Origin of the sequence: Streptomyces sp. NPDC057900 (assembly GCF_042887885.1) — a bacterium.
Taxonomy (GTDB): Bacteria; Actinomycetota; Actinomycetes; order Streptomycetales; family Streptomycetaceae; genus Streptomyces.
Genome location: NZ_JBHVOI010000005.1, coordinates 467090 through 492849 on the forward strand (window position 1 = coordinate 467090; position 25760 = coordinate 492849).

Annotated in this window: 18 protein-coding genes; 7 read left to right on the forward strand and 11 right to left on the reverse strand. The window is 70.3% G+C overall.

All coding sequences use genetic code 11. The annotated features are described in order from the left end of the window. Window positions 1-66: 66 nt before the first annotated feature. From ACFVQ0_RS22350 to ACFVQ0_RS22380, 7 genes are all read right to left on the reverse strand, one after another. Window positions 67-783: an ABC transporter ATP-binding protein gene (locus ACFVQ0_RS22350; protein ID WP_311306274.1), complete on the reverse strand. Its 717-nt coding sequence runs from the start codon at window positions 781-783 to the stop codon at window positions 67-69. Further along, entirely contained in the window at window positions 780-1682 is a 903-nt protein-coding gene (locus tag ACFVQ0_RS22355; RefSeq protein WP_390090769.1) for an ABC transporter ATP-binding protein, read from the reverse strand. The genes ACFVQ0_RS22350 and ACFVQ0_RS22355 overlap by 4 nt, the downstream gene beginning before the upstream one ends. 5 nt (window positions 1683-1687) lie before the next feature. Beyond that, window positions 1688-3487 (reverse strand): branched-chain amino acid ABC transporter permease, encoded by a 1800-nt coding sequence (locus ACFVQ0_RS22360; RefSeq protein ID WP_390090548.1) that lies wholly within the window; start codon window positions 3485-3487, stop codon window positions 1688-1690. Between the two features lie 5 nt (window positions 3488-3492). Continuing rightward, entirely contained in the window at window positions 3493-4422 is a 930-nt protein-coding gene (locus ACFVQ0_RS22365; RefSeq protein WP_024492782.1) for a branched-chain amino acid ABC transporter permease, read from the reverse strand. A gap of 100 nt (window positions 4423-4522) precedes the next feature. Then, complete coding sequence (locus tag ACFVQ0_RS22370) at window positions 4523-5734, reverse strand: branched-chain amino acid ABC transporter substrate-binding protein (RefSeq protein WP_390090771.1); 1212 nt, start codon at window positions 5732-5734, stop codon at window positions 4523-4525. Between the two features lie 647 nt (window positions 5735-6381). Beyond that, window positions 6382-6876 (reverse strand): PaaI family thioesterase, encoded by a 495-nt coding sequence (locus tag ACFVQ0_RS22375; RefSeq protein ID WP_390090550.1) that lies wholly within the window; start codon window positions 6874-6876, stop codon window positions 6382-6384. A gap of 124 nt (window positions 6877-7000) precedes the next feature. Beyond that, the gene (locus tag ACFVQ0_RS22380) at window positions 7001-9274 is read right to left on the reverse strand and encodes an FdhF/YdeP family oxidoreductase (protein WP_390090552.1); all 2274 of its coding nucleotides are present in this window, start codon (window positions 9272-9274) and stop codon (window positions 7001-7003) included. Window positions 9275-9455: 181 nt separating this feature from the next. On the opposite strand from ACFVQ0_RS22380, the gene polA reads away from it, so the two are divergent. After that, complete coding sequence (polA, locus tag ACFVQ0_RS22385; RefSeq protein WP_390090555.1) at window positions 9456-12167, forward strand: DNA polymerase I; 2712 nt, start codon at window positions 9456-9458, stop codon at window positions 12165-12167. Between the two features lie 28 nt (window positions 12168-12195). Here the strand turns inward: polA and ACFVQ0_RS22390 are convergent, their stop codons facing one another. Continuing rightward, a complete protein-coding gene (locus ACFVQ0_RS22390; RefSeq protein ID WP_390090557.1) occupies window positions 12196-13068 on the reverse strand; it encodes a DUF4184 family protein in 873 nt (290 codons plus the stop codon). Between the two features lie 185 nt (window positions 13069-13253). Here ACFVQ0_RS22390 and ACFVQ0_RS22395 point away from each other — a divergent pair, with 185 nt between their 5' ends. The 3 genes from ACFVQ0_RS22395 (at window position 13254) to ACFVQ0_RS22405 (ending at window position 16420) form a co-directional block, all read left to right on the forward strand. Then, window positions 13254-15047 carry a lytic murein transglycosylase gene (locus ACFVQ0_RS22395; RefSeq protein ID WP_390090559.1) on the forward strand — a complete coding sequence of 598 codons (1794 nt, stop codon included), beginning with the start codon at window positions 13254-13256 and terminating at the stop codon, window positions 15045-15047. 179 nt (window positions 15048-15226) lie between these two features. Further along, entirely contained in the window at window positions 15227-15364 is a 138-nt protein-coding gene (locus ACFVQ0_RS22400; RefSeq protein ID WP_123469382.1) for an SPW_0924 family protein, read from the forward strand. 48 nt (window positions 15365-15412) lie between these two features. Next, window positions 15413-16420, forward strand: a complete 1008-nt coding sequence (locus tag ACFVQ0_RS22405) for a DUF3068 domain-containing protein (RefSeq protein ID WP_390090561.1) — start codon at window positions 15413-15415, stop codon at window positions 16418-16420. Here the strand turns inward: ACFVQ0_RS22405 and hrpB are convergent. Together hrpB and ACFVQ0_RS22415 are read right to left on the reverse strand one after the other, a co-directional pair. Further along, a complete protein-coding gene (hrpB, locus tag ACFVQ0_RS22410; RefSeq protein ID WP_390090563.1) occupies window positions 16407-18908 on the reverse strand; it encodes an ATP-dependent helicase HrpB in 2502 nt (833 codons plus the stop codon). The two genes, ACFVQ0_RS22405 and hrpB, sit on opposite strands and share 14 nt — an antisense overlap. Window positions 18909-18975: 67 nt before the next feature. Then, a complete protein-coding gene (locus tag ACFVQ0_RS22415; RefSeq protein ID WP_390090565.1) occupies window positions 18976-19830 on the reverse strand; it encodes a class I SAM-dependent methyltransferase in 855 nt (284 codons plus the stop codon). A gap of 399 nt (window positions 19831-20229) precedes the next feature. Here ACFVQ0_RS22415 and rpsA point away from each other — a divergent pair, with 399 nt between their 5' ends. Continuing rightward, window positions 20230-21750: a 30S ribosomal protein S1 gene (gene rpsA, locus ACFVQ0_RS22420; protein ID WP_024493912.1), complete on the forward strand. Its 1521-nt coding sequence runs from the start codon at window positions 20230-20232 to the stop codon at window positions 21748-21750. Window positions 21751-21875: 125 nt separating this feature from the next. Here the strand turns inward: rpsA and ACFVQ0_RS22425 are convergent, their stop codons facing one another. Further along, window positions 21876-22838 (reverse strand): right-handed parallel beta-helix repeat-containing protein, encoded by a 963-nt coding sequence (locus tag ACFVQ0_RS22425; RefSeq protein WP_390090567.1) that lies wholly within the window; start codon window positions 22836-22838, stop codon window positions 21876-21878. Window positions 22839-23189: 351 nt separating this feature from the next. Here ACFVQ0_RS22425 and ACFVQ0_RS22430 point away from each other — a divergent pair, with 351 nt between their 5' ends. Further along, window positions 23190-24713, forward strand: coding sequence for a flavin monoamine oxidase family protein (locus ACFVQ0_RS22430; RefSeq protein WP_390090773.1), 1524 nt, complete (start codon window positions 23190-23192; stop codon window positions 24711-24713). Window positions 24714-24795: 82 nt separating this feature from the next. After that, entirely contained in the window at window positions 24796-25734 is a 939-nt protein-coding gene (locus ACFVQ0_RS22435) for a PAC2 family protein (RefSeq protein ID WP_390090569.1), read from the forward strand. Window positions 25735-25760: the final 26 nt, after the last annotated feature.

The window sequence follows — 25760 nt, forward strand, 5'->3', positions numbered from 1 at the left end:
GGTACGGAGAAGGCCCGCGCCCCGGATGCAGTCCGGGGCGCGGGCCTTCTCCATGTGCGTACGGGCTCAGTCCTCGCCGAGGTAGGCCTTGCGGACCGACTCGTCGTGGAGCAGGTCGGAGCCGGTGCCGGAGAGGACGATCTTGCCGACCTCCATGACGTGGCCCTGGTCGGCCAGGGAGAGCGCGGCCTGGGCGTTCTGCTCGACGAGCAGGATCGTGGTGCCCTGGGACTTGAGCTCGACGATGGTCTCCATGATCTTCTGCATCATGATCGGGGAGAGGCCCATGGAGGGCTCGTCGAGCATCAGGAGCTTGGGCTGGCACATCAGGGCCCTGCCCATGGCGAGCATCTGCTGTTCGCCGCCCGAGAGGGTGCCGGCGGCCTGCTTTCTGCGTTCCCCGAGGATGGGGAAGAGGTCGTAGGCGCGCTGGATGTCCTTCTCGATGCCCGCCCTGTCGTTGCGGAGGTAGGCGCCGAGCTGGAGGTTCTCGGTGATCGTCAGCCGGGGGAAGATGTGGCGGCCCTCGGGGGAGTGGGCGAGGCCAAGGGCGACGATCTTGTGGGCGGGGATGCCGGTCAGCGGCTTGCCCTCGAACAGGACGCGGCCGTCGAGCGGCTTGAGCAGTCCGGAGAGGGTGCGCAGGGTGGTGGTCTTGCCCGCACCGTTGGTGCCGATCAGGGTGACGACCTGGCCGGCCTCGACGCTGAAGGAGATGCCCTTGACGGCTTCGATCTTGCCGTAGGCGACGCGGAGGTCCTCGACCTCTAGCAGTGCGGTCATCGGGTGTCCTCCTCCTCGGTGCTGCTGGTGGTGCTGGTGCTCTCGGTGGTGGTCACGGTCGTCTTGGCGGCCTCCGCGGCTTCGACCTCGGCGATCTCCTCGGCGCCGGGGGCGCCTTCGAAGGGGGTGCCGAGGTAGGCGGCGACGACGCGTTCGTCGCTCTGGACAACGTCCGAGGTGCCTTCGACGAGCTTCTCGCCCTGGACGAGCACGGTGACGCGGTCGCAGAGGTTGAAGATGAAGCGCATGTCGTGCTCGATGACGAGTACGGCGATGCCCTGGTCGCGGATGGCGAAGATGAGCTCTTCGGTGACCCGGGTCTCCTGCGGGTTCATGCCGGCGGTGGGCTCGTCCAGGAGGAGGAGACCGGGGTCGCTGGCCAGCGCGCGGGCGATCTCCAGCTTGCGCTGGTCTCCGTAGGGGAGGTTGCGCGCGAGGTGGTCGGCCTTGTCCTGGAGGCCGATGAACTCCAGGAGTTCCATGGCGCGTTCCCGGCTGGCGTTCTCGGCCTTGGTGAAGCCGGGGAGGCGCAGGAGGGCGGACCAGAGGCCTTCCTTGGTCCTGGTGTGGCGTCCTACGAGGACGTTCTCCAGGACGGTCATGTTGGCGAAGAGCCGGATGTTCTGGAAGGTGCGGGCGATGCCTGCCTGGGTGACGAGGTGGGGCTTGGGCGGCAGGACGGTGCCCTTGTAGCTGACCTTGCCCTCGGTGGGGACGTACAGGCCGGTGAGGCAGTTGAAGAAGGTGGTCTTTCCGGCGCCGTTGGGGCCGATGAGGCCGACGATCTCACCCGCGTTGACGGTGAGGTCGACGTTGTGGACGGCGGTGAGGCCGCCGAACCGCATGGTGACGCCGCTGGCGTCGAGCACGGGGGTGCCGGTCTTCGTGGTGGTGGTCATGGTGGTCACGCCCCCGCCTTGGCGATGCCGGCGTCGACGTCGTCGGACTTCCGCGGTTCCGGTACGTCGAGCTGGTCGGTCTCGTGGAATTCGAGCTGCTTCCTGCGGTCGGCGACCAGTCCTTCGGGGCGCAGGCGCATCAGGAGGATGAGTGCGATGCCGAAGAGGAAGAGCTGGTAGTCCTGCATGAACTGGAGCTTGGCCGGGATGAGGTAGAGCAGTGCGGCGCCGACGAGGGGTCCGCTGAGCGTTCCCATGCCGCCGAGGATGACGGCGGCGAGGAGGAACGCGGAGTTCGGGGGCACGGAGCCGGCGAACTGGTACTGCTCGGGCGTGACCGTGTAGTTGACGTGCGACTGTACGGTCCCGGCGAGTCCGGCGAGGGTGGCGCCGAGGGCGAAGGCGAGCAGCTTGAGCCGGAAGGCGTTGATGCCCATGGCGGTGGCCGCTGTCTCGTCCTCGCGGATGGCGACCCAGGCGCGGCCGATGCGGGATTCCCCGGAGCGGCGGAAGACGAGGACGACGACGGCGGTGAAGACGAGCATGAGCAGGTAGTAGTTGGCCGACCTGCCGAGGGTGAAGCCGCCGATGTCGTGCTTGAGCCCGAAGTCGATCCCGAAGAGGTTCAGGTCGGGGATGCTCGGGATGCCCTGGGAGCCGTTGGTGAGGTCGGGGCCGCTGTTGCCGTTGAGGTTGTTCACGGTGAGGCGGAAGATCTCACCGAAGCCGAGCGTGACGATGGCGAGGTAGTCGCCGCGTAGTCGCAGGGTGGGGGCGCCGATGAGGACGCCGAAGATCAGTGAGGCTCCCGCGCCGGTGAGGACGGCGGCCCAGAAGGGGAACTCGACGCCGATGGCCGACATGGTGGAGCCGGAGACCAGGGCGGCGGCGTAGGCGCCGACGCCGAGGAAGGCGACGTAGCCGAGGTCGAGGAGGCCGGCGAGGCCGACGACGACGTTCAGGCCGAGTGCCACGGTCGCGAAGATGAGGATGTTGGCGCCGATGAGCGCGTATTCCTCTTTCTGCTGGGTGAAGGGGAAGCAGACGGCTGCGACGAGGGCGGCGGTGAGGGTGATGTTGCGGTGCTTCGAGGTCAGCGCGGTGATCCGGGAGATGAGTCCGGCGCGGTTCAGCGCGGTGAAGGCGAAGGCGGCGGTGATGAGGAAGCCGATGAAGAGTTCGGTGTAGTCGGTGTCGACGCCGTAGGCGAAGACGTAGAGGCCGATACCGAAGGTGACGGCGATGATGAGGATCTCGGCCCAGGCGGGCAGGGGTGCGGCGCGGCGGGCGGACGGTGCGGCGAGGCCGTTGCGGAAGCGCTGCCAGCCGGCGTCCGGGTTTCCGGTGTCGGGGAGTGGCTGGTCGGCGGGGAGCCCGTGGGCGGCGACGACGGCGATGAGTGAGCCGATGCCGCTGACCCAGGCGCCGGGTTCGAGGTTGACGACGCCGCCGAGGTCGTAGGTGATGGCGCCGATGGTGTAGGCGGTGGTGCCGAAGGTCCCGAGTGCCAGGAGGCGTACGGGGCTGTTGGTGCCGCCCGGGGTGAGCCAGCCGAGGCCGCGGACGCCGTACCCGGAGAGGGCGAGGAGCAGGGTGAGCGCGGCGCCGATGAGGGTGAGGACCTGGAGGCCGCCGGGGTAGCCGGTGACGGTGAGGTCGCCGGGGAACTGGTCGGTCCAGGTCCAGGCGACGAAGGTGCCCACGAGGGCTACGGCCGCGCCTGCCGTGGTGGCGATGCGGGCCGCGGGGGCGGGCATCGGGATCAGGGCGGAGGCGGGGGGCGTGGTGGTGGTGTTGGTGGTCATCCGTATCACGCCCGATCCGCGACGCGTTCGCCGAGCAGGCCCTGGGGACGGAGCAGCAGGACGATGATGAGGAGGACGAAGGCCCATACGTCCTTCCAGGCGCCGCCGCCGAAGAGTTCCATGCCGGGAACGTCGCTCATGTAGCCGGTGGCGAGTGATTCGGCGATGCCGAGTACGACGCCGCCGAGCATGGCGCCGTAGATGTTGCCGATTCCGCCGAGCACGGCCGCGGTGAAGGCTTTGAGGCCCATGATGAAGCCCATTTTGAAGCCGATCTGGCCGTTCTTGAGCCCGTAGGCGACGGCGGCGACGGCGGCGAACGCGGCACCGATGGCGAAGGCCATGACGATGATGCGGTCGGTGTTGATGCCCATGAGCTTGGCGGTGTCGGGGTCCTGGCTGGTGGCCTGCATGCCGCGGCCCGCGCGGGTCTTGGAGACGAAGAGGCCGAGGGCGATCATGCAGACGGGTGCGCTGATCAGGACGAAGAGGTCGCCGCGCTGGATGTGGGCGCCGAAGATGTCGAGGGCGTCACCCTTGAACTGCGGGAAGGAACGGTCCTTCTTGGCGTCCGGGTACCACTTCCAGATGGCCTGCTGGAGGGCGAGGGAGAGCCCGATGGCCGTGATGAGCGGGGCCAGTCGTGGTGCGTTGCGCAGGGGCCGGTAGGCGAAGCGTTCGGCGGCGGCGCTGATGGCGACGGAGCAGATGACGCCGCCGATGATCATGAGGGGGATGATTGCGAGGAGGTTGGCGCCGGCCGGCATCCAGAGGTAGACGGTGAGGGCCCCGAAGCCTCCGATCATGAAGATCTCGCCGTGGGCGAAGTTGATGAGCTGGATGATTCCGTAGACCATCGTGTAACCGATCGCGATGAGACCGTACATCGCGCCGAGGATGAGTCCATTGGCCAGCTGTTGCGGCAGTTCGTGCACCGCAGGGCCTCCGTGGAGTGGTTCGGATATGGCACCGCGCGGGAGCGCTCTTGGCGCTCCCGCGCGGTCTGGTGTCAGTCAGTGGTGACCGGGGAGCTGGTTACGGCTTGTAGACCTCGCTGAGCTTGGAGACCCACTTCCCGCCGTCGACCTGGTAGGCGGTCATCATGGTGTTCGTGGTGTCGCCGAACTCGTCGAACGAGACGGGGCCGGTGACGCCGTCGAACTTGACCTTGTCCATGGCGGCGAGGACCTTCTCGCGGGCGTCGTCGGGGAGCTTGCCGTCGTTGTCGGCGACGGCGATCTTGACGGCCTCGATGATGGACCAGGTGGCGTCGTAGGTGCCGCCGCCGTAGGCCTCGTAGGCGTCCTTGTACCCGGCCGTCTTGTAGTTCGCGATGAAGTCCTTGGCGGAGTCGAGCTCCTCGACGGGCTTGCCGACGGAGGTGGCGATGTCGCCCTGGGCCTTCTTGTTGAGCTTGATGAAGTCGGCGCTGTACATGCCGTCGCCGCCCATGAGGGGGATCTTGACGCTGTCCTTGAGCTGCTGGCTCAGGGGTGCGCCGGCGGGGTACTCACCGCCGTAGTAGACCGCCTTGGCGCCGGACTTCTTGACCTTGGTGACGACGGCGTTGAAGTCGCGGTCGTCGGGGTTGACGTGGTCCGCGCCGGCGATCTTGCCGCCGAGCTTGGTGAACGTCGCCTTGAAGGAGGCCGCGAGACCGGCGCCGTAGGGCTTCTGGTCGTCGATCAGGTAGACCTGCTTGATCTTCGCGTTGTTGTACAGGTACTTCGCCGCGAAGGCGCCCTGGATCTGGTCCGTGGTGGCGGTACGGAAGAAGGTCTTGAAGGGGCGCTTCTTGTCGCCGGTCTTCCAGTTCTCGCCCTGGGTCAGTTCGGTGCCCGTGTTGGCGGGGGAGACCTGGGTGAGGCTGGCGTCGTTGAGCGGCTTCTGCATCGACTGGGAGACGCCGGAGTTCAGGGGGCCGACGACGCCGAGGACGGTGTCGTCGTCGATGAACTTCTGGGCGTTCTGCTGGCCGACGGACGGCTGGGCCTGGTCGTCGAGGGGCTTGACGACGAAGTTGATGCCGGGGACGGTCTTGGCCTTGTTCGCCGTCTTGGCGGCGAGGTCGGCGGAGTTCTTGATGCCGAGGCCGAGCGCGGAGAGGTCACCGGTGATGGGTGCGTCGACGCCGATGACGACGGTCTGGGTGCCGCCGCTGTCGCTGCTCTTCTTGTCGTCGTCGCGCGACCCGCAGGCGGTGAGTGTCAGTGCTCCTGTGGTGAGCACTGTGGTGAGGATGAGCAAAGAACGGTGTCGCACGAAAAGTCCTTTCCCTGGCGCGGCCTCCTCTGCTTGAGGTGCCGTGTCGTTCGCCGGGCCGTACTGGTTGGTACAGGGCCGTGCCGTAGTCGCGCCCGGCGGCGCGGTGACTGGCGGTGACTCTAAGGGCAGGGGCGGGGGTCGGGGATGGGTCAGCCGAATGATGTGACTGTCTTGTTATGCCTTTGAGGAAGGCTTGAGGTGGCTGTGCCGACATGTACGGCTTTTTACTGGACCGTGAAGTGACCGCATTCTGAGAACGCGCAGCTCTGCTAAGGGGCTTGAACCGATCTTGCTGCTGTCGCGTGTTGGGGGTGCGGGAGGGCGCGTCGGCGCGCGCGAAAGTGCCCGGCGCCTGCGGGGCCGGGTTCCTCGGGCTGCGTCGGGGCGGGTGAACATTGCGCGGATGTTACGCAGTGTTACGTCGGAGGGGTATGTGGTCGACGCGGGGTGGCGAGTGCGCGGGCGGGCGTGGCTGCTGAGTGGGCCACAGAACGGGGTCCGCGGTCAAGGGTGTTGACCGGTGCGGTCGGCCAATTGCGGTGCGTGGGGCGGTGGTTGTGGGGGGATATGACGCTGCCCGGCCGGTTTGCGGTCCGGCCGGGCAGTGGGGTGCGAAGGGTGTCGGGCGGTCAGGCGGCCTCACCCGTCGGCGCGCCCTGCGGTGCGTCCTTCGGTACGTCACGCAGGAGGCAGGTGAGGCGGGCGGTGCAGACACGCTTGTCGTGCTCGTCCGTGATGACGATCTCGTACGTGGCGGTGGTGCGGCCGCGGTGTACGGGGGTGGCGACACCGGTGACGAGGCCGCTGCGCGCCCCTCGGTGGTGGGTGCAGTTCAGGTCGACGCCGACGGCGAGTTTGGTGGCGCCGCCGTGCAGCATGGCGCCGACGGAGCCGAGGGTCTCGGCGAGGACGGCGGAGGCGCCGCCGTGCAGGAGCCCGTAGGGCTGGGTGTTGCCCTCGACGGGCATGGTGCCGACGACGCGGTCCGCGGCGGCCTCGACGATCCGCACGCCCATGCGTTCGCCGAGGTGTCCGGCGGAGAACAGGGCGGGGAGGTCGACGCCGAGGGCGGCGTACTCGTCGATGATCTCCTGGGGGAACTTGGGTGTGGTGTGCTCGCCCATGGGCCGGCTCCGTCTCTCTGCGGTGGTGCGCTGCTGCGTCTGGTGTCCGTTGTTCCTGTCTGTTCTTATCAGACGGCTGAGCGGGCGCTTAGTGCGCCTGTGCGGTGAGGCCCGGCCCGGGGCGTCAGCGGACGTTCTCGAAGCGGATCACGACGGATTTGCTGGCGGGGGTGTTGCTGGTGTCGGCGGTGGAGCCGAGGGGGACCAGGACGTTCGTCTCGGGGTAGTAGGCGGCGGCGCAGCCGCGGGCGGTGGGGTAGTGGACGACGCGGAAGCCGGGGGCGCGCCGTTCGGTTCCGTCCTTCCACTCGCTGACGAGGTCGGCGTACGCGCCGTCGGTGAGGCCGAGGGCGGCGGCGTCGTCGGGGTTGACGAGGACGACGCGGCGGCCGCCCTTGATGCCTCGGTAACGGTCGTCCAGGCCGTAGATGGTGGTGTTGTACTGGTCGTGGGAGCGCAGGGTCTGCAACAGCAGCCGTCCCTCGGGGAGTTCGGGGAACTCCACGGGGGCGGCGGTGAAGTTGGCCTTCCCGGTGGCGGTGGGGAAGCGGCGGGAGTCGCGGGGGCCGTGCGGGAGGGTGAATCCGCCGGGGTGGGCGACGCGTGCGTTGAAGTTCTCGAAGCCGGGGACGACGCGGGAGATGCGGTCGCGGATCGTTCCGTAGTCCTTCTCGAACTCCTCCCACGGCGTGGCGGAGGCGGGCCCGAGGACGGCGCGGGCGAGGCGGGCGACGATGGCGGGTTCGGAGAGCAGATGGGGACTGGCGGGGGTGAGGTTCCCCCGGGAGGCGTGCACCATGCTCATGGAGTCCTCGACGGTGACGAACTGCTTGCCGCCTGCCTGGACGTCCTTGTCGGTGCGGCCCAGCGTGGGCAGGATCAGGGCGCGGGCACCGGTGACGGCGTGGGAGCGGTTGACCTTGGTGGAGACGTGCACGGTGAGGCGGGCGCTGCGCATGGCGGCCTCTGTGACGTCGGTGTCGGGGGTGGCGGCGACGAAGTTGCCGCCCATGGCGAAGAAGACCTTGGCGTCGCCGTCGCGCAGGGCCTGGATGGAGCGGACCACGTCGTAGCCGTGGTGGCGCGGTGAGGTGATGCCGAATTCCTTGTCGAGGGCGTCGAGGAAGGCGGGGGCGGGCCGTTCGAAGATGCCCATGGTGCGGTCGCCCTGGACGTTGGAGTGGCCGCGCACGGGGCAGACACCGGCGCCGGTGCGGCCGATGTTGCCGCGCAGGAGAAGGAAGTTGACGACTTCGCGGATGGTCGGCACGGAGTGCTTGTGCTGGGTCAGGCCCATGGCCCAGCACACGATGGTGCGCTCGGAGGCGAGGACCATCGCGAGGGCCTCTTCGATGGCGGCGCGGTCGAGGCCGGTGGCGGTGAGCGTCTCGTCCCAGTCGGCATCCGCGGCGGCCTCCGCGAACGCCTCGTAGCCGTGGGTGTGTTCCGCGACGAAGGTCTCGTCGACCGCGCCCTCGGTCTGCAGGATCAGCTTGTTGAGCAGCCGGAAGAGGGCCTGGTCGCCGCCGATGCGGATCTGGAGGAAGAGGTCGTTGAGAGCGGCTCCCTTGACCATGCCGAGGGGGGTCTGGGGGTTCTTGAACCGTTCGAGACCGGCTTCCGGCAGCGGGTTCACCGAGATGATCTTCGCACCGGCGGATTTGGCCTTCTCCAGGGCGGAGAGCATCCGGGGGTGGTTGGTGCCGGGGTTCTGTCCGGCGACGATGATCAGGTCGGCGTGGTGCAGGTCCTCCAGGGAGACGGAGCCCTTGCCGACGCCGATGGTCTCCGTGAGCGCGGAGCCGGACGACTCGTGGCACATGTTGGAGCAGTCGGGCAGGTTGTTGGTGCCGAACTCGCGGGCGAACAGCTGGAGCAGGAACGCGGCCTCGTTGCTGGTGCGTCCGGAGGTGTAGAAGAGGGCCTCGTCGGGGGAGCCGAGGGCGTTGAGCTCTTCGGCGATGATGGCGAAGGCGCGCTCCCAGGTCACGGCCTGGTAGTGGTCGGCCCCTTCCGGCAGGTACACGGGCTGGGTGATGCGTCCCTGCTGGCCGAGCCAGTAGCCGCTGCGGGTGGCGAGGTCGGAGACGGGGTGGGCGGCGAAGAAGTCCGGGGTGACCCGGCGCAGCGTCGCCTCCTCCGCGACGGCCTTGGCGCCGTTCTCGCAGAACTCGGCGGTGTGCCGCTTGTCGCCCTCGGGCCAGGCACAGCCCGGGCAGTCGAAGCCGTCCTTCTGGTTGACCTTGAGGAGGGTCCGCGCGGTGCGGCGGACCCCCATCTGCTGCTGGGCGATGCGCAGGCTGTGGGCGACGGCGGGCAGCCCGGCGGCGGCGTGTTTGGCCGGTTCGACCTGCGGCGCGTCCTGGACCGGATCACCTGCGGGCGGCTTGGTGGCCATCGTCATTCCCCTTTGAGCCGGCTGCGGACCGGGAGGGGTCCGCTGTACGTGTTTCCTTGCGTGTTTCCTGCTCCACCGATCCTGGCACGTGGCGCGGCGGGCCGGCCCGGCGAGCGGCCCCGCGGGCGGCCCGGGGCGGTCGCCGGTCCGGATTGTCAGTGGTCCGTGGCAGGATCGGGGTGTGGCTGAGACGGCATCGAAGAAGACGGCAGACAACCGACCGCGCCTGCTCCTCATGGACGGGCACTCCCTGGCGTACCGGGCGTTCTTCGCTCTGCCCGCGGAGAATTTCACGACCGGGGCGGGGCAGCCGACGAACGCGGTGTACGGCTTCGCCTCGATGCTGGCGAACACGCTGCGTGACGAGGCGCCCACGCATTTCGCGGTGGCGTTCGACGTGTCCCGCAAGACCTGGCGTGCGCAGGAGTTCCCCGAGTACAAGGCGAACCGGTCGAAGACGCCGGACGAGTTCAAGGGGCAGGTCGAGCTGATCGGGGAGCTGCTCGACGCGATGCGCGCCGACCGTTTCGCGGTCGACGGCTTCGAGGCGGACGATGTGATCGCCACGCTGGCCACCCAGGCGGAGGCGGCGGGCTTCGAAGTGCTGATCGTCACCGGTGACCGGGACTCGTTCCAGCTGATCACGGACAACGTCACGGTGCTGTACCCGACGAAGGGCGTCTCCGAGCTGACCCGGTTCACCCCGGCGAAGGTCGAGGAGAAGTACGGGCTCACCCCCCAGCAGTACCCGGATTTCGCGGCGCTGCGCGGTGACCCGTCGGACAACCTTCCGGGTATCCCCGGGGTCGGTGAGAAGACGGCCGCGAAGTGGATCAACCAGTTCGGTTCGTTCGACGAGCTGGTGGAGCGGGCCGAGGAGGTCAAGGGCAAGGCCGGGCAGAATTTCCGCGACCACCTGGACGCGGTGCGGCTGAACCGGCGGCTGACCGAGATGGTCCGGGACGTCGCGCTGCCGAAGACCCCCGGCGATCTGGAGCGTGCCCCCTACGACCGCACCGCGGTCACCGGGGTGCTGGACGTGCTGGAGATCCGCAACCCGAGCCTGCGTGAGCGGCTGCTCGCGGTGGACCCGGGCAAGACGGAGGACGAGGCGCCGGCGCCCGCCGCGGGCGTCGAGCTGGACGGCGCGGTGCTGGGCGCGGGCGAGGTCGCCCCGTGGCTGGCCGAGCACGGCGGGCAGCCGCTCGGCGTCGCGACGGTCGACACCTGGGCGCTCGGCAGCGGCACGGTCACCGAGATCGCGCTCGCCGCGGCGGGCGGGGCCGCCGCCTGGTTCGACCCCACGCAGCTGGACGAGGCCGACGAGCAGGCGTTCGCGTCCTGGATCGCGGACCCGGCCCGCCCCAAGGTCATGCACAACGCCAAGAGCGCCATGCGGGTCTTCCCGGAGCACGGCTGGCGGATCGAGGGCGTCTCGATGGACACCGCGCTCGCCGCCTATCTGGTCAAGCCCGGCCGGCGTTCCTTCGCGCTGGACGCCCTCGCGGTGGAGTACCTGGGGCGCGAGCTCGCCCCGGCGGCCGCCTCCGACGGCCAGCTGGCCTTCGGCGCGGACGACCGGGCGGAGGCCGACGCGCTGATGGCGCAGGCCCGCGCGGTCCTGGATCTCGGGGACGCGTTCACCACCCGGCTGGGCGAGGTGGGCGCCGCCGAACTGCTCCACGACATGGAGCTGCCGACGTCCATCCTGCTGGCCCGCCTTGAGCGGCACGGCATCGCGGCCGACCGGGCCCATCTGGAGGGCATGGAGCAGCAGTTCGCGGGCGCCGTGCAGCAGGCGGTGAAGGAGGCGCACGCGGCGGTGGGCCGGGAGTTCAACCTCGGCTCGCCCAAGCAGCTCCAGGAAGTGCTGTTCGGTGAGCTGGGCCTGCCGAAGACGAAGAAGACGAAGACCGGTTTCACCACGGACGCCGACGCGCTGGCGTGGCTGGCGGCGCAGACGGAGCACGAGCTGCCCGTCATCATGCTGCGCCACCGCGAGCAGGCCAAGCTCCGGGTGACGGTCGAGGGCCTGGTCAAGACGATCGGGGCGGACGGCCGGATCCACACCACGTTCAACCAGACGGTCGCGGCGACCGGCCGGCTTTCCTCCACCGACCCGAATCTCCAGAACATCCCCGTCCGGACGGACGAGGGCCGGGCGATCCGTCGCGGCTTCGTCGTCGGCGAGGGCTTCGAGACGCTGATGACGGCGGACTACAGCCAGATCGAACTGCGGGTGATGGCCCACCTCTCCGAGGACGCGGGCCTGATCGAGGCGTTCACCTCCGGGGAGGACCTGCACACCACGGTCGCCTCGCAGGTCTTCGGCGTCGAGAAGTCGGCCGTCGACCCGGAGATGCGGCGCAAGATCAAGGCCATGAGCTACGGGCTGGCCTACGGTCTCTCCGCGTTCGGCCTCTCCCAGCAGCTGAACATCGAGGCGGGCGAGGCCCGGGGCCTGATGGACACCTACTTCGAGCGGTTCGGCGGGGTCCGCGACTACCTGCACCGGGTGGTGGAGGAGGCCCGCGCCACCGGATACACGGAGACGGTCTTCGGCCGCCGCCGCTACCTGCCGGACCTGAACAGCGACAACCGCCAGCGCCGGGAGACGGCCGAGCGGATGGCACTGAACGCACCGATCCAGGGCACGGCGGCGGACATCGTCAAGGTCGCGATGCTCAAGGTCGACAAGGCGCTCACCGAGGCGGAGCTGACCTCCCGGATGCTCCTCCAGGTACATGACGAAATCGTGCTGGAGATCGCCGCGGGCGAGCGGGAACAGGTCGAGGAGATCCTGCGCCACGAGATGTCGACCGCGGTGCGGCTGCGGGCGCCGCTCGACGTGTCGGTCGGTGTCGGCACGGACTGGGAATCCGCGGCGCACTGACGGCCGGGGGCCGCGAAGGGCCTGGGCCTCAGCCGTCGGACGGGCTCGTACCCCGGGCCCGTCCGGCGACGGGGAGCGGCGGTGCCCCGGGGCCGCCGCGCCCCGGGAGCCGCATCCACACCCCGTAGAGCACCAGCCCCAGTGCGAGTCCGGCGCCCGCGCCGAAGCACGCGGTCGGGATGATGTCGAGCGGGGTGTCGATGTGCCCGAAGTACGCGTACCAGCGCGCGCACCGGTGAACGGTGCCCAGCACCACGCACAGGCCGATGAATCCGGCCGCGCACCACCGCGCCCGTCGGCCCAGCACCGGTACGGACGCGGGCGCGGGCTGCCCGCCGGCGCGCCGCAGCGCGGTGACCGCGAACCAGGTGAGCACGGTCAGCGCCACAGCCGAAGTCCCGTACTGCACCAGCTGGAACACCGGGTATCCGCCCGCGTCCCGGCCGAGCACCGGCACCAGCCGCACCCCCCACCGGTCGTGGTGGGTGAACGCGTCCCAGACCACGTGCGTAGCGGCGCCGATGACCGCGGAGGCCACGAACCACACACCGTCCCGGACCCCCCACGGCCCCTGACCGGGCCCCCGCCGGGCTCCCCGTACCAGTGCGTACACCCGCCCCTGATGCCCCCTCGGCACCAGCGCCACCAGCGGTTCGCGCAGCAGCAGCCACAGCGCGACGGTCGCCGCGGTGATCAGGACATCGACCGTGAACACCCCCCACACCGCGTGGGTGACCTCCCCGAACTCCATGGCGCCCGGAATGGCGCTGTCCGCGTAGTACGTGATGTCGGGGGCGAACGAACCGGCGACGAGCGCGGCGGCGACGAGCGGCCCGCGCCCCGTTCCGTCGCGGCGGAGCCCCGGCAGGACGGCCGCGGCATGGCTGAGGGTGAACGGCATGGTGGAAGTATGGGTGAGCCGCCGTCACCGGAGTGCCGCCCCCTGTACACCTGGTGATCCGGAACGTGAGAAACCGGTGAGAAGCGGTAAGGCCGCTGTGTTCGGGCGGCACAACTTGCCGTAGGGTCGCCTGAGTCCAGGCGCAGGGGAGCGCGGACGCCGACGACGGGGAGGGCCCACACGTTATGGCAGTGCAATTCGGTCGCCGACTGCGCAGAGGGGCGACCACCACTGCTGTGGCCGCCGCCGCCGTCGCCGCGCTTTCCGCCTCGCAGGGCCCCGGTTCGCCCCTGGTCGCGTCCGAGGACGACCAGCCGGCCGCGGGCGCGACGCCGTCGGACGACAGCGCCGCCTCCGGCAACTCGCCCTACTTCACGGACCTGCCGCCGCTGAACACGCCGGACAAGCCCGGTACTTCCGTCGACCTGCCGGTCACGGGCAGTGCGGAATCGGGCATACCGGCGTCGATCCTGGCGGCGTACAAGAAGACCCAGCAGACCGTCGCGGCCACGGACGCCGCCTGCCGGCTGCCGTGGCAGCTCCTCGCCGCGATCGGCAAGGTCGAGTCCGGCCAGGCCCGCGGCGGCCGCGTCGACGCGCAGGGCACCACGCTCTCCCCGATCCTCGGCCCGGCCCTCAACGGCCAGGGCTTCGCCCTGATCAAGGACACCGACAACGGTGCCTACGACGGGGACTCGACGCACGACCGCGCGGTCGGCCCGATGCAGTTCATCCCGTCCACCTGGGAGACCTGGGGCCAGGACGGCAACGGCGACGGCCGCAAGGACCCCAACAACATCTACGACGCGGCCCTCGCCGCCGGACGCTACCTCTGCGCCGGCTCCCGCGACCTGTCGCTCGCGACCAACCTGGACCAGGCGGTCCTGAGTTACAACCACTCGGACGAGTACCTGCGCACCGTCCGCTCCTGGTTCGAGTACTACAAGCGCGGCACCCACGAGGTTCCGGACGGCAGCGGCGTACTGCCCTCCGGCCTCGGCAGCGGCACGGACCGGAACCCGTCCTCCGGGTACCCCGGCGCCACGACGTCGCCCACGCCGTCACCGTCGCCCTCGCCGCACGGCTCTGCGACCCCGAAGCCGCCTTCGAAGCCCAGTCCCTCCCCGTCAGACCCGGGCGGTCCGACCGGCGAGCCGTCGTCCCCGCCGCCGACGCCGGACCCCACGCCGTCCCAGACGCTCGCCGGGGTGAAGAACGCGGGCACCGGCCCGCTGACCGCCATGGCGGGCGACGCCTTCACCGAGCGGATCAAGGTGCGGGCGCTGAACGGCTCGGGCGGCCCGCTCGCCAAGGTGTCCGTGACCTTCGCCGTCACCGGTGACACGGACGCCGCGTTCACCGGCGGGAAGCGCACCGTCATCCTCACCACCGGCGCCGACGGCACGGTCACCGCACCGGTGCTGAAGGCGGGCGGGAAGACCGGCGACTTCGCCGTGCGCGCGACGGCCACCGGCACCTCGCTGCCCGCCGTGAGCTACACCGCGAAGGTCACCGCCCGGCAGGCCGACACGATCGCCAGGACCGGCACGGAGAAGCTGACCGTCGAGGCCGGCGGCACCTTCGACGACATCGCGTTCAAGGCGATGTACAAGAAGGCGGCCGCCCATGGCGTCGCCGTCACCGCCACCATGATCACCGACGACAAGAAGCCGGTCGAGAACGACAAGGGCCCGTACTTCGAGGAGAAGGACGGCAAGCAGGTCCGCACCCTGACGGACCTGACCACCGACGCCGACGGCAACCTCGTCCTCTCGAAGATCCACGCCGGTGACACCGCGGGCACGTACAAGCTGCGCCTCACCACCGAGGGCGGCGCGACCGTCGACATCGAGCTGACGGTCGAAGCGGCGACAGACGGCGGGACAGGGACCGGGGCGGAGACCGGTACGGGAACCGGTTCCGAATGCGGGACCGGGGCCGGGACCGAGACCGGGACCGGGACCGAAGCGGGCGCCTGACCCGGACGTACCAGGACCACGACAGCCCCTCCGCCGTAACCCGGCGGAGGGGCTGTCCGCTGTGGTGCCGCGACGGCGAACAGGGGCGCGGAGCACACCAGGTGTTCTCATCTCGCGCCCCGGTTGCTACGGTGCCCCAGCCCTGACGCCCCATCAGTTACCGCCCCGGGAGGCCGAGCATGCGTGCCCTAGTCGCCGCCGCCATCGGACTGGCCGCCGCCCTCGCCCTCGTGCTCACCATCAGCGCGGTGGGCGCACCACCCGGCGAGACCTCACCCAAACCCCTGCTGACCACCGTCCCGGGCCCCAAGAACTAGCCGCCCGCACCACGCAACGCACCACGGAATGCAGAGGGAGGACACCCCATGCGCCGCCGAGCCAGCCTCGTACTCCTGGCCTTCGCCGTCTTCTTCGCAGCCATGTCGCCGCTGCTGCGCTGGTACGCCTTCCCCCGGCTGGCGAAGATCCCGCCGAACCAGTACCAGGAGACGGTGCTGGAGGCGAAGCCCGCGACCCTGCTCGACTACAGCACCCTCACGGCCAAGAAGGTCGACAAGGTCACCATCGTGCAGACCCTCAAGGGCGATGTGGAGGCGTCGGAGAAGATCGAGCGCAGCGCGGGCCGCGACGTCGTCGTCTGGAACGCGCTCTCCTACATCCAGGGCCCCGACGGCAAGATGGTCTCCAAGATCCCCGAGCGCTACATCTTCGACGCGCACAGCCAGGCCCCGGTCCACGCCACCGGCGAGATGGTCGACGGCGACCCGGTCAGCCGCGAGGGCATCGAGTACAAGTGGCCCTTCCTCACCGAGAAGCGGGACTACGAGTACTTCGACGCCCAGACCCGCACCAGCTCGCCCATCCACTACAAGGGCACCCAGACCTTCCGGGGTCTGAAGGTCTACTACTTCGAGCAGACCATCCCGTGGACCAAGGTCCCCATGCCGAAGACGATGCCGATCAAGGGCATCACCCCGGCGCAGATCGCCAAGACCGGAATGACCCGCTGGTACACCACCAAGCGGATGTTCTGGGTCGATCCCGTCACCGGGGCGCCGGTCAACGGCGAGGAGATCCACAAGGAGGAGATGCGGAACGCGAAGGCGATGGGCATGCCCAAGGACACCGTCACCGTGTTCGCCGGGGACGTGAAGATGCGCGAGGACTACATCGCCTCGATCGTCGACCAGGTCAAGTCCCAGCGGGTGCTGGTCCTGCTGCTGACCTCGTACCTGCCCTGGGGCTTCCTCTTCCTCGGTGCCGCGCTCCTGGCCCTGTCGCTCTGGCTGGAGGCCCGCTCGCGGCGGCCGGGCACCCCGAGGCCGCACGCCGCGCCCGAGCCCGTCCCCGACCCGGAACCTACTCCCGCTTGAGCCGGGCCTTCGTGAACCGGGTCGCCTCCACCGTGGTCGGGTCCTCGGGCCACGGGTGCTTCGGGTAGCGGCCGCGCAGCTCCGCGCGCACCGCCCTGTAGCCCTCCCGCCAGAACGACGCCAGGTCCGCCGTCACCGCGGCGGGCCGGCCGGCCGGGGAGAGCAGGTGCACCAGCACCGGTACGCCGGCCACCCTCGGGGTCTCCTGGAGCCCGAACAGCTCCTGGAGCTTCACCGCGAGCACCGGCTGCGGTCCGCCGTACTCCACCCTGATCCGCGAACCGCTCGGCACCTCGATCCGTTCCGGGGCCAGCTCGTCCAGCCGGGCCCCCTCGCCGGTCGCCCAGGGCAGCAGCCGGCGCAGCGCCTGCCCGGCGTCGATCCCGGCCAGCGCCGAGCGGCGCCGGGCCCGCGACAGCTCGGGCTCCAGCCACTCCTCTGTACGGCTCAGCAGCGCCTCGTCCGACACGTCAGGCCACGGCTCGCCCAGCTCCCGGTGGAGGAAGGCCAGCCGCTCCCGGAGCTGTCCGGTGTCCCTGGTCCAGCGCAGCAGGCCGAGCCCCTCCCGCCGCAACCCCTCCACCAGGGCCTCGCGGACCAGGGCGGGGTCGGGCTGTTTCAGGGGGCGCGCGGAGAGTTCGACGGCGCCGAGGCGTTCCACCCGGCGGGCCACCACGTCGTGGCCGTCCCAGCGGACCTCCTCGCCCGCGAACCGCAGATGTCCGGCCGCCAGGCGTGCCGTGTCCTCGTCGATGACGGCGGCGAGCCGGACCCGGGCGGACGCGGCGTGCGCCGGACGGTCCGCGACCGCGACCGCCAGCCACCCCGCACTGCGCAGCGGTGAGCCGTCCCGCAGCTCCGCGCCCGTGCCGGACGCCATCAGGAACGTCCCCTCGCCCCGGGCCCGCGCCACCCGCTCGGGGAAGGCCAGTGCGGCCACCAGGCCGACGGCTCCGTCGTCCGGCCCGGAGCCGCCCCCCTCCCCGCCCTTCAGCGAGGACGACAGCCGCCGCACCTCCTGGCGCCAGCGGGCCGCGTAGGCGTCCTTGCCCAGGCGCGCGGTGCGCAACGCGGCCGCCAGGTCGTCCCCGTACTCCCGAGGCGGCTCCTCGCTCAGCAGCGCCACCACCTCCGCCGCCCGGCGTCCGCCGACCGAGGACGCCCCGTCCAGCAGCGCCCTGGCCAGCCGCGGGTGCAGCCCCAGCCGGGACATCCGTACGCCGCGTTCGGTCACCCGCCCGTCCGGGCCGACCGCGCCGACCGCCGTCAGCACCTCGTGGGCCGCGCCCATCGCACCGGCCGGAGGCGCGTCGAGCAGCGCGAGCCCGGTCGCTTCCGGATCGCCCCAGCAGGCGGCCTGGAGCGCGAACGCCGCGAGGTCGGCCACCTTGATCTCGGGGGAGGGGAACCGGGCGAGCCGCCCGTCCTCCGCCTGCTCCCAGCAGCGGTAGACCGCCCCGGGCGCCTCGCGGCCGGCCCGGCCCGCCCGCTGACGGCCCGCCGCCTGCGAGGCCCGTACCGTCGTCAGCGCGCTCAGGCCCCGGGCGTGATCGGTGCGCGGCTCCCTGGCCAGCCCCGAATCGACGACGGTCCGCACCCCCGGCACGGTCAGCGAGGACTCCGCCACCGAGGTCGCCAGCACCACCCGGCGCCCCCCGGACGAACCGGCCAGCACCGCGTCCTGCACCGCCGCGGGTGCCCGCCCGTGCACCTGGAGCACCTCCGCCGCGACGCCGGACAGCTGCCCGGCCACCCGGCCGATCTCGCCGACCCCGGGCAGGAAACACAGCACGTCGCCGTCCCGCTCGGCCAGCGCCCGCCGCACCACGGAGGCGACATGAGTGAGCAGCGCGGGATCGACCCGCATCCCGTGCGGCGGCCGCACCGGCCGGACCGGCGGCGCCCACACCACCTCCACCGGATGGGAGACGCCCCGCGCCTCGACCACCGGGGCGTCCCCGAGCAGCCGGGCCCAGCCCTGCGCGTCCGTCGTCGCGGACGCGGCGACCAGCCGCAGATCGGGCCGGATCGCGGCGCGTACGTCCAGGAGGAACGCGGCCACCGTGTCCGCGTCCAGATGGCGCTCGTGGCACTCGTCGATGATCACGGCGTCGACGCCGGACAGCTCCTGGTCGCGCTGGAGCCGCTGGAGCAGTACTCCGGTGGTGACCACCTCCACCACGGTGCCGGGACCCACCACCCGCTCCCCGCGCACGGTGAACCCGACCCGTTCGCCGGCCCGCTCACCGAGCAGCCAGGCCATCCGCCGGGCCGCCGCGCGGGCCGCGATCCGCCGGGGCTCCGCGACCACGACCCGGCGCGGCGGTCCGTCGCCGGTCAGCCCGGCCAGGACCAGCGGGACGAGGGTGGTCTTGCCGGTGCCGGGCGGCGCGCACAGCACGGCGACACCCCGGTCGTCGAGGGCCCGCCGCAGCGCGGGCACGGCGGTGCGGACGGGCAGCTGGTCCAGGGCGTCGGTGCGGATCACGGCCCCAGTCTCGTACGGCCCGCCGCCGTGCCCCGCACCGGTGTCCTGCCCCGCACCGGCCGGTGTCTCAGTCGCGCTCGCAGACGAAGATGGCGGTTCCGGGGATCAGGTTGCCGCGCAGCGGCGACCAGCCGCCCCACTCCTGGCTGTTCCACTCCGGCCACTCCGGTTCCACCAGGTCGACCAGGCGGAAACCGCTCGCGACCACGTCCCGCACCCGGTCACCGAGCGTGCGGTGGTGCTCCACGTACACCGCGTCGCCGTTCTCGTCCTGTTCGACGTAGGGGGTGCGGTCGAAGTACGAGGCGGCGACGGACAGCCCCTCCGGCCCCGGCTCGTCCGGGAAGGCCCAGCGGACCGGGTGCGTCACGGAGAAGACCCAGCGGCCGCCGGGGCGCAGCACCCGGCGCACCTCGCGGAACACCTGGACCGGGTCGGCGACGAACGGCACCGCGCCGTAGGCGGAGCAGGCCAGGTCGAAGCTGCCGTCGCGGAAGGGCAGCACCCCGGCGTCGGCCTGGACCAGCGGGACGCCGCCGATCCGCAGCCCGTGCTGGAGCTGGCGGTGCGAGAGGTCGAGCGCGACCGGGCGGGCGCCCTGGGCGGCCAGCCAGCGGGAGCACTGCGCCGCGCCCGCCCCGATCTCCAGGATGTCCAGGCCCGCCAGGTCGTCCAGGGGACCCAGCAGCCCGGCCTCCGTCTCGTCGAGCCCCTCCGGACCCCAGACGAACCGGTCGTCGCCGAGGAAGGTCCCGTGCTCGTTCTGGTACTCGTCGGCGTTGCGGTCCCACCAGCCCCGGCTGGCCCGGCTGCTCTCGGCCACATCCGCGCTGCGGCGTGTCACCTCGGGCTCGGAGAGTTCGGAGTTCTCCGAGGTCCGGGAACGTTCGGAGGGTTCGGCAGGGGGAATCTCTTGGCTCATCGTGCCCGTCGCTGTAGTTTGCCTTCACCCCGTCGTACGAGGTACGTACCAAGGGGGCGTCTATGGGTGGGCGACCCGTGTGTCCGGGACACCATCGGGGCCGATGTGGCCTCGGTGAACACGAGTTGTGCCGGGTATGGGGCGTTCCGCCCCTGGTGTGCGCCTTCGCGCATTGACCCTGCCCTGCTGCCCCCGTATGCTACAAGTTGCGCTGCGAGCCTGCGCGCCTCAGACCTAGCAGGCCGCGCTCGCATCTGTTGTATGTCCCCTCGGTTCACGAGGCGCCTCCCGCTCGCGGGATTCGGCGCTTCCCGGGCTGTCCGGCTTCTGCAGAGGCGATACGGGCTCACGGCGTAGCAGTAACTTCGACTCACTGTCCGTACCGGAGCCCTTTCCCACATGACGAGCAGCACCGAGACCACCGCCACCACTCCGCAGGTTGCGGTCAACGACATCGGCGACGCGGACGCGTTCCTCGCGGCCATCGACGAGACGATCAAGTACTTCAACGACGGCGACATCGTTGATGGTGTCATCGTCAAGGTTGACCGCGACGAGGTTCTCCTCGACATCGGTTACAAGACCGAAGGTGTCATCCCGAGCCGCGAGCTCTCGATCAAGCACGACGTCGACCCGAACGAGGTCGTCAAGGTCGGCGACGAGATCGAGGCCCTGGTTCTCCAGAAGGAGGACAAGGAAGGCCGCCTGATCCTCTCGAAGAAGCGCGCTCAGTACGAGCGTGCCTGGGGCACCATCGAGAAGATCAAGGAAGAAGACGGCATCGTCACCGGTACCGTCATCGAGGTCGTCAAGGGTGGTCTCATCCTCGACATCGGCCTCCGGGGCTTCCTGCCGGCGTCGCTGGTCGAGATGCGCCGCGTCCGCGACCTCCAGCCGTACGTGGGCAAGGAGCTCGAAGCCAAGATCATCGAGCTGGACAAGAACCGCAACAACGTGGTCCTGTCCCGCCGTGCCTGGCTTGAGCAGACCCAGTCCGAGGTTCGCCAGACGTTCCTCACGACCCTGCAGAAGGGTCAGGTCCGCTCCGGCGTCGTCTCCTCGATCGTCAACTTCGGTGCCTTCGTGGACCTGGGTGGCGTCGACGGTCTCGTGCACGTCTCCGAGCTGTCCTGGAAGCACATCGACCACCCCTCCGAGGTTGTCGAGGTCGGCCAGGAAGTCACCGTCGAGGTTCTCGACGTGGACATGGACCGCGAGCGTGTCTCCCTGTCGCTCAAGGCGACGCAGGAAGACCCGTGGCAGCAGTTCGCCCGGACGCACCAGATCGGGCAGGTCGTGCCCGGCAAGGTCACCAAGCTCGTTCCGTTCGGTGCGTTCGTGCGCGTCGACGAGGGCATCGAGGGCCTGGTCCACATCTCCGAGCTGGCCGAGCGCCACGTGGAGATCCCGGAGCAGGTCGTCCAGGTCAACGACGAGATCTTCGTCAAGGTCATCGACATCGACCTTGAGCGTCGTCGGATCAGCCTCTCGCTGAAGCAGGCCAACGAGTCCTTCGGTGGCGACCCGGCCTCGGTCGAGTTCGACCCGACGCTGTACGGCATGGCCGCGTCGTACGACGACCAGGGCAACTACATCTACCCCGAGGGCTTCGACCCCGAGACCAACGACTGGCTCGAAGGCTTCGAGGCTCAGCGCGAGGTCTGGGAGACCCAGTACGCCGAGGCGCAGACGCGCTTCGAGCAGCACCAGGCCCAGGTCATCAAGTCCCGCGAGGCCGACGAGGCCGCTGCTGCCGAGGGCGCTGCCGCCCCGGCCGGCGCGGCTCCGGCTGCCTCCGGCGGCAGCGGTGGCGGCGGTGGCGGTTCGTACTCCTCGGAGTCCGCGGACAACTCCGGCGCCCTGGCGTCGGACGAGGCCCTGGCTGCCCTGCGCGAGAAGCTGGCGGGCGGCCAGAGCTGACGCTCTGACCCTCCGGCCGGTCATCGGTCGCAGTAGATGACGGTGAGGCCCGTCCCCTTCGGGGGGCGGGCCTCATTCGTCGTTACGGGAGGTTCCTACGGGACTCAGCGGGTGCCTGCGGGTGCCTACGGGGTGACGGTGATGTTGGTCAGGCCGTTGCCGCCCGTCACGGTGTTGCTCGCGTAGACCTTCGTCGGGCAGCTCGCGCTGTAGTTGGTCACGTTGAACGCGATCCGCTTGTCGCCCGTCGAACCGGACAGGTCCGAGGTGTTGTTCCGGAAGACGGTCCCGCAGCCCCAGCCGCTCTGCTGGGTGTGCGTCTCGTAGCCGTTGTTGGTCGTACGGGAGCCCCGGTTGCCCTCGACCAGCACGTCGTTGCCCTTCACGTCGACCCAGGAGTCGTCGTAGTTGGCGCCGGTCAGCCCGCTTCCGTCGAAGGTGTTGCCGGTGATCCGGGTGCCCGTGGTGCCTTCCTTGATGTCGATGTTCTCGCCGCCGACGTCCGGGCCGATCGTGTTGTCCAGGATCTGGACCCGGTCGCTGTTGTCGGAGAGGTCGCCCGCCGTGCCCACGTAGACGCCCTCGCCCATGCCGCGGCCGTCGTGCCCGGTGTCGTAGATCCGTGAGTTCTTGATGACGCCGTCGCTGCTGGACTTGCGGAAGTGGACGCCCTCCATGTCGAGGTCGTGCACGGTGACCGAGTCGATCACGACCCCGTCGGCGCTGTCGGCCATGATGCCCTTCTGGCCGCCGGAGACGGTGATGCCCTTCACGGTCCAGTAGGAGGCGCCGTTGAGGTGCAGCCCGTAACCGCCGCCGGCCGTCAGGACCGCCCCGGCGGAGCCGGTCAGGGTGATCCGTGCGGCGGCGGTGCCGGGGACGGTCGCCTTGAAGTTGCCGGTGTACGTACCGTCCGCGAGCTGGATCGTGTCGCCGGGAGCGGCCGCCGTGAGAGCCGACTTGAGCTGGGCCGCCGTACTCACCTGGATGACCGTCGCGGCTCCGGAGGCGGTGGCCGAGGCGAGGACGAGGCCGCCGGCGGCCAGGGCGGTGGAGAGCAGGGCGGGGAGCAGTGTGCGGGTGCGCATGGGGGTGCCTTCCCGTCAGGGGTTCAGGGTTCTCGTACGTGAATGTGGGGCGAGTTTCTGAACGTGCTGCCCAGTGACGGTAGGGATGAGGTGACGCCGTGTCAAGGTCTGGACCAATGCTGCGGTGGCCGCGCGGGGTGTGAGCGACGTGAACGGGGTGAACAGAGAGAAACGTGCGGGATACACGAGTAACTGACGGCACGTAACACGCCCTTGCCAGGATCCCGGCAACCCCAGGATCCGGACAGGAGCCGCTCCATGACCCAGACGTCTCGCCAATCCTCCGTCACGCCCGGCGACAGCCGCCGCGCCTTTCTGCGCAACGTCGGCATCACCGGCGGCGCGGGTGCCATGTTCGCCACCATGGGAGCGCTCGGCCTCGCCCCCACCGCCCAGGCGGCAAGCCGCGAACCGGCCTACCGCGCGCCCAGCGCCGGCGACTTCCACCTGAAGGGGAAGGCCGCGGCCAAGGTGGTCGTCGTGGGTGGCGGTATCGCCGGTCTCGCCACCGCCTACGAGCTGGGCAAGGCGGGCTACGACGTGACGGTCCTGGAGGCACGCGACCGCACGGGTGGCCGGAACTTCACCGTGCGCGGCGGGGACTCCACCACCGATATCCACGGTGTCCGGCAGACGGCCCGGTTCAGCGACGGCCAGTACATGAACTGTGGGCCCGGCCGGATCCCGCAGTGGATGGTCACCCTCGACTACTGTCGCGAACTCGGCGTACCCATCGAGATGTTCACCAACGTGAACGCCAATGCCTATATCTACAACGAGAAGGCGGGCATGAAGGCCCCGGTGCGCTACCGCACCGCCAAGGCCGACGTGTACGGCTACGTCGCCGAACTCCTCTCCAAGGCCACCGACAAGGGAGCGCTCGACCGGCAGATCACCGCCGACGACCAGGAACGGCTCATGGAGTTCCTGAAGGACTTCGGCGACATCGGAGACACGCTCGACTACACCGGAAGCCCCCGGCGCGGCTACCGCGTCGACCCCGCCGCCGCCGGGACCCCGGGCGAGGAGCTGGGCTCCGTACCCTCCGCGTCCGAGGTCTTCGCCAGCGGCGTCGGGCGTTACTTCGCCTTCGAGTTCGAGTACGACCAGGCGATGCTGATGTTCCAGCCGGTCGGCGGCATGGACCGGATACCCGCCGCGCTCACCCGGGCGATAGGGGAGCGCCGGATCCGTACCGGCGCGGCCGTCACGAAGATCACCGACACCTCGCACGGCGTCACCGTCACCTACGCCCGGGCGGGGCGCACCCGCAGCATCGAGGCGGACTACTGCGTCGCCGCGCTGCCGCCCAACATCCTCGCCAAGACCGCACACAACCTGGGCCCGGACGTCCAGAGCGCGCTGGAGGCCTGCAAGCCGTCCTCGGCCGGGAAGATCGGTCTGGAGTACCGCAGCCGCTGGTGGGAGAGCGACCACCGGATCTACGGCGGCATCACCGAGACGGACATGGACCTCGCCCACATCTGGTACCCGTCCTACGGCCACCAGGGCAGGCGGGGCACCATCATCGGCTACTACAACACCGGCGCCGACGCCGACGCGTACGCCGCCCTCACCCCGGCGCGGCGGGAGGCGCGGGCCGTGGCCCAGGGCGTGAAGATCCACGGCGACAAGTACCGCACCGAACTCGCCACGTCGTTCTCCCACCACTGGCGGCAGACCCCGTACCTGGAGGCGTCCTGGCACTCACTGGCGGGCGGCCCCGACGCCCCGGCCTTCGCACCGCTCAACCGGGCGGCCGGGCGGGTCTACTTCGCCGGTGACTACCTGAGCTACGCGGACGCCTGGCAGCACGGGGCGTTCACCTCCGCACGGAAGGCGGTCACCGCACTGCACGCGCGGGTACTTGGGTAAACACCATGTGAAGGGGCACGGGAGGGAATGCCCGTGCCCCTCGGGGCGTTCTTCTTCAGGAACACAAGGAGGAGCGGTAACCGTGGCTGATCCGCAGAGTTTGTACGAATGGGACCCGAAGGGCCTGGCCGTCGTCGACATGGCGCTGGCCCAGGAGTCGGCCGGCCTGGTCATGCTCTACCACTTCGAGGGGTACATCGACGCGGGTGAGACCGGTGAGCAGATCGTCGACGGTCTGCTCGAATCGCTGCCGCACCAGGTGGTGGCCCGCTTCGACCACGACCGCCTGGTCGACTACCGCGCCCGGCGTCCCCTGCTGACCTTCCGGCGCGACCGCTGGACGTCGTACGAGACCCCGACGCTGGACGTGCGGGTGGTCCAGGACGCCACCGGGGCGCCGTTCCTGCTGCTGTCCGGGCCGGAGCCCGACGTGGAGTGGGAGAGGTTCGCCGCCGCCGTCGAGCAGATCGTCGAACGGCTCGGTGTCCGCCTCGCGGTCAACTTCCACGGCATCCCGATGGGCGTCCCGCACACCCGCCCCGTCGGCATCACCCCGCACGGCAACCGCACCGACCTCATGCCCGGCCACCGCAGCCCGTTCGACGAGGCGCAGGTGCCCGGTTCCGCGGAGGCCCTGGTCGAGTACCGGCTGATGGAGGCCGGACACGACGTGCTGGGTGTCGCCACCCACGTGCCGCACTACGTCGCCCGCTCCGCCTACCCCGACGCCGCGCTCACCGCGCTGGAGTCGATCACGGCGGCGACCGGGCTGGTCCTGCCGGCCGTCGCCCACGCACTGCGCACAGAGGCGCACCGCACCCAGACGGAGATCGACCGCCAGATCGGGCAGGGCGACGAGGAGCTCGTCTCGCTGGTCGAGGGCCTTGAGCACCAGTACGACGCGGTGGCGGGCGCCGAGACCCGGGGCAATCTGGTCGCGGAGCCGGTGGACCTGCCGTCCGCCGACGAGATCGGCCTAGAATTCGAACGCTTCCTGGCCGAGCGGGAGGGCGACAGCTGACCGCCGGTCCCTTCCGGGGAGCTGGG

Coding starts and splice junctions, on each gene's coding strand:
- ACFVQ0_RS22350 (WP_311306274.1), bottom strand. CDS start 783: ATGACCGCACTGCTAGAGGTCGAGGACCTCCGCGTCGCCTACGGCAAG.
- ACFVQ0_RS22355 (WP_390090769.1), bottom strand. CDS start 1,682: ATGACCACCACCACGAAGACCGGCACCCCCGTGCTCGACGCCAGCGGC.
- ACFVQ0_RS22360 (WP_390090548.1), bottom strand. CDS start 3,487: ATGACCACCAACACCACCACCACGCCCCCCGCCTCCGCCCTGATCCCG.
- ACFVQ0_RS22375 (WP_390090550.1), bottom strand. CDS start 6,876: ATGGGCGAGCACACCACACCCAAGTTCCCCCAGGAGATCATCGACGAG.
- ACFVQ0_RS22380 (WP_390090552.1), bottom strand. CDS start 9,274: ATGGCCACCAAGCCGCCCGCAGGTGATCCGGTCCAGGACGCGCCGCAG.
- ACFVQ0_RS22390 (WP_390090557.1), bottom strand. CDS start 13,068: ATGCCGTTCACCCTCAGCCATGCCGCGGCCGTCCTGCCGGGGCTCCGC.
- ACFVQ0_RS22395 (WP_390090559.1), top strand. CDS start 13,254: ATGGCAGTGCAATTCGGTCGCCGACTGCGCAGAGGGGCGACCACCACT.
- ACFVQ0_RS22400 (WP_123469382.1), top strand. CDS start 15,227: ATGCGTGCCCTAGTCGCCGCCGCCATCGGACTGGCCGCCGCCCTCGCC.
- ACFVQ0_RS22405 (WP_390090561.1), top strand. CDS start 15,413: ATGCGCCGCCGAGCCAGCCTCGTACTCCTGGCCTTCGCCGTCTTCTTC.
- ACFVQ0_RS22415 (WP_390090565.1), bottom strand. CDS start 19,830: ATGAGCCAAGAGATTCCCCCTGCCGAACCCTCCGAACGTTCCCGGACC.
- rpsA (WP_024493912.1), top strand. CDS start 20,230: ATGACGAGCAGCACCGAGACCACCGCCACCACTCCGCAGGTTGCGGTC.
- ACFVQ0_RS22425 (WP_390090567.1), bottom strand. CDS start 22,838: ATGCGCACCCGCACACTGCTCCCCGCCCTGCTCTCCACCGCCCTGGCC.
- ACFVQ0_RS22430 (WP_390090773.1), top strand. CDS start 23,190: ATGTTCGCCACCATGGGAGCGCTCGGCCTCGCCCCCACCGCCCAGGCG.